Origin of the sequence: Aliiroseovarius conchicola (assembly GCF_041403445.1) — a bacterium.
GTDB lineage: Bacteria > Pseudomonadota > Alphaproteobacteria > Rhodobacterales > Rhodobacteraceae > Aliiroseovarius > Aliiroseovarius conchicola.
The window spans coordinates 1-4,007 of record NZ_JBGEHL010000036.1 but is presented as its reverse complement, the minus strand read 5'-3'; the positions used below and the strand labels follow the sequence as shown (position 1 = coordinate 4,007).

The window sequence follows — 4,007 nt, the reverse complement described above, 5'->3', positions numbered from 1 at the left end:
GGTGCCCATGGCAATGACGGCGCCTGAAAGCCGCGTGGCCACGCTCCAGACACCGAGACCAAGAACCAGGACAACAAGCGCGAGGAACCCAACCGTGATTGGCAGCGCGGCCCGCCAGACGGGACGGCGCTGTTTTGGGGGTTGGGGGGTGGCCTCGCTGGTTGCCAGTTCAGTAGCTTGTCCAGATGTCAAAACAGGCCCGGTCATGTGCCCACCTGCCGTTTGATCGGTGTGGAGGACTTGCTCGGTTTACCCGGGTGCGGCGCGACCCGCTGATTGGCATTGCGCACATTGGCCCGCAGCACCTCATCACGTGGCCCTTGGGCGGTGATCTGACCTTTGTCGATGATGATAAGATCATCACATTCAGAGATTGCGACCGGACGATGGGTCATGACAATGACGGATTTGCCTGCCGCCTTGGACCCACGCACGGCTTCGTTCAGCGCCTCTGAGCCTTCCGCATCGAGCGCTGAGTTGGGTTCATCAAGGATGAGCAGTACAGGATCGCCATAGAGTGCGCGGGCCAGCGCCACGCGTTGTTGCTGCCCCCCGGACAGCTGGCAGTCACTGCCGGAAATCACCGTGTTGTAGCCGTCAGGCAGGGTCATGATCATCTCATGAGCGTTGGCGCGGGTGGCGGCTTCAACCACGGCCGCATCATCCACCTCTTCGGACATCCGTGCGATGTTCTCGGCCAATGTGCCATCAAAGAGGGTGATCTTCTGGGGGAGATAGCCGATATGGCGTCCCAACTCATCGGGGTCATATTGATTGAGGGTGGCTCCGCCCAGGCGGATCTCGCCTGAGGCCGCAGGCCAAACACCCAAGAGCGCGCGCGCCAGTGTTGACTTGCCCGAACCACTGCGGCCGATAACGCCAAGCGCTTTGCCTGCCGCCAGCTGAAAGTTAACCCCGCTGAGTGTGGGGGCCTTTGCCCCCGGCGGTGCAATCATCATGTTTTTGACAGACAGCTCGGCCTTAGGCGTGGGAAGGGCTGTCTTTTGTGTCTCGGCGGGCATCACATCCAGAAGCTCGGAAAGTGAGACCCAGGCCTGTCGTGCCTTTTGCACCAGCGCCCATTGGCCAAGGGACTGCTCGATCGGGGCAAGGGCCCGACCAAGAAGGATGGAGCTTGCAATCATCGCTCCGCCCGTAACTTCGCCTTCCAGCACAAAGTAAGCCCCAAGCGCCAGCATGGCGGATTGCAGAAACAGCCGCATGGATTTGGTGAGCGCGGTAAAGCTGCCGGTCCAATCACTGGAGGACAGGACTTCACGTTGTGCGTCTTCACGTTGGCGCGACCAGCGGGAGGTGATGGTACCCAGCATCCCCTGGCTTTGCACGATCTCATGGGCGAGCCGGGCCTGATCGGCAAACCCATGGGCGCGTTGCGAGAGGGACTGCGCATTGGCCACGCGTTTGTTGGTCATGAGCTGATTGGTCAGTGCCACGGCAATCAGCACGGCCCCGCCCGCCAGCGCGAGCCAGCCCAGCATCGGGTGCAGGATGAAGATTGCAGCAAAGAAGAGTGGTGACCATGGCAGATCAAGCAGGGCCAGAAACGCAGGTGAGGCAAAGAGTTGCTGGATGTTCTCCAGATGGCGGAGCGCAAGGCTTGGGCGGGCGTTCTGATGCGCGGCCATCTTTAACGTCGCGCGAAACACCCGATCATCAAGTTTTGACTGAAACAAGGCCCCGAACCGGGCCACCACCCGCCCGCGCGCATAGTCCAGCAGCGCCATTAGGATGTAGAGAAACCCCACCAGAAGAAACAAGGCCGTCAGCGTTTCCTTCGAATGCGAGGACAGCACCCGGTCATAGACCTGCAGCATGAAGAGCGGCCCGGTCAGCATGAGGATGTTCACAAACACGCTGAACAGAAACGCCACCCCAACAAAGTGCAGCCCGGCATTGCGGGCCTTGGTCAGTTCAGCTTTTTGGGAGCGAGGGCGTTGGGGCACAGGAGCGGACGATCATAAAAGGGACAGGGAGGAAACCGGGGAAATACATCGCGGATGAAATTAGGAAGGGTGCCCGCCCCGCGCCGGAAGAAAAGCTCGGGACGGGCGGGAGGGTTAGGCAGCGCTGTCGTTGATCAGATCCTGGACTTGTGCCTGGTTAAGCACTGTTCCATCCGCAAAATGGAACTCTTCCATTTTATAGTCCCAATCGCTGTCAAAGTGATTGTTGATGGTGATCATGTCCCCATTGGCGAGCGACATGATCAGATCATTGGTGGCACCTTGGCTGAATGTGACATCGCTGGCATTCACATCAATGAACTCAAACGTGTCGTTGGCTGAGTTGCTGCCCGGATCGTAATCGGTGATCACATAGGATCCGTCACCAGAAACGTGCTTATAGTTCTCGGTAACTTCGCTACCAGTAACGACACCGGTCGGCTTCATATCAGCTACAGTTTTGTTGTTGATTTCCTGATCGTTCAAAACTGTTCCATCTGCAAAGCCAATACGCTCGATCCGATAATCCCAATCAGTGTCGAAATAATGTTTGACCGTTATGGTTTCGCCGTTTGGCAGTGTCATGACCAAGTTGTTTGTCGCCTCATGACTGAACGTGATGTCATCCGCATTCACATCCGTGAAGGTCAGCGTGTCATTGGCTGAGTTGCTGCCCGGATCATAGTCGGTGATGACATACGACCCGTCGCCCAGGCTATGCTGATAGTTCTCAGCATATTCCGTACCTTTGACTGCGCTAGACCCGCTGGCTTTCTGATCGGCCACCGACTTGTCGCGGATGCCCTGCCAGCCCAGCGTGACCCCGTCAGAGAAACTGATCTGATCCATGCCGTAGTCGTAGTCGCTGTCGAAGTGGTTGTTGATCGTCACCGTCTCACCGTTTGAAAGCGTGATCACCAGATCGTTGGTCGCGCCCTGGCTGAACAGCGCATCACCCGAGGCCACATCGGTAAAGGTCAGCGTGTCAACGCCGGAATTGTTGCTCGGATCATAGTCAGTGATCACATAGGATCCATCGCCCAAGGCATGGGTGTAATTCTCAGCATATTCCGTGCCTTTGACCGCGCCGGACCCGCCAGCCTTTTGATCGGCCACCGACTTGTCGCGGATACCCTGCCAGCCCAGCGTGACCCCGTCAGAGAAGCTGATCTGATCCATGCCGTAATCATAGTCACTGTCGAAGTGGTTGTTGATCGTCACGGTCTCGCCGTTGGAGAGCGTGATCACCAGATCGTTGGTCGCGCCCTGGCTGAACAGCGCATCACCCGAGGCCACATCGGTAAAGGTCAGCGTGTCAACGCCGGAATTTTTGCTCGGATCGAAATCTGTAATTGTATCGGATCCGTCGCCATACCTGTAGATATAGGTATCGGATTTGTCAGAGCCAACGAGCGTGTCATCACCAGTCCCACCATAAAACGTGTTCCCATTATCGCTGCCGACAATTGTGTCATCACCTGCTCCACCCACAAACCAGGCAGAAACATCTGACGTCAACGTATCATTTGAAGATGTTCCCTCGACTATTGCATAACCATTCGATACTGCAATTTCGAGGAACAGTGCTGAACTAGGATCAACCCCAGACGCAAGTGCAGAAATTTCAAGCGTTTTGTTGAAGTCTTCGCCGTCAACGCCGAGATCTGCTTCAAGTAGGGACAGTGCGAGCGTTGCGTTCTCAGCGGTAATTGAACCGTTCTCAACGGCATCGTTTAAATTACCTACTACGAGGCTCAACTCACCGTCGAGCGGTCGGCTATCCGATGTATAGCCCTCAAGCAATGAAACGAATGAAACAAATGGATGGCCTGAAAGAATCTCCAAAAACTCGACGGAATCCTGCGTCGCCAAAAGGGCGCTAGAAAGGGGCGACTGTGCAATGAAACGGCCCGCGAGCTTATTAGGGCCTGTTAACACTATTACTTAGTGCTATTTGATGCTAGGTATCTGTTATGAATGAGATAACAGAAAATCAATACGCGCTGATCCAGCCCTACTTGCCAGTCCAGCGCGGGAATGTGC

General features: G+C 56.1%; 2 protein-coding genes and 1 pseudogene. All 3 read right to left on the bottom strand.

The genetic code is table 11. From position 1 onward, the window contains the following. Positions 1-207, bottom strand: a pseudogene (locus V6N04_RS18900) (hypothetical protein); the annotation flags it as partial. Next, positions 204-1,964 carry a type I secretion system permease/ATPase gene (locus V6N04_RS18895; RefSeq protein ID WP_371171726.1) on the bottom strand — a complete coding sequence of 587 codons (1,761 nt, stop codon included), beginning with the start codon at positions 1,962-1,964 and terminating at the stop codon, positions 204-206. The pseudogene V6N04_RS18900 and the gene V6N04_RS18895, both read right to left, overlap by 4 nt. Before the next feature lie 114 nt (positions 1,965-2,078). Further along, entirely contained in the window at positions 2,079-3,809 is a 1,731-nt protein-coding gene (locus V6N04_RS18890) for a calcium-binding protein (RefSeq protein WP_371171725.1), read from the bottom strand. Positions 3,810-4,007: the final 198 nt, after the last annotated feature.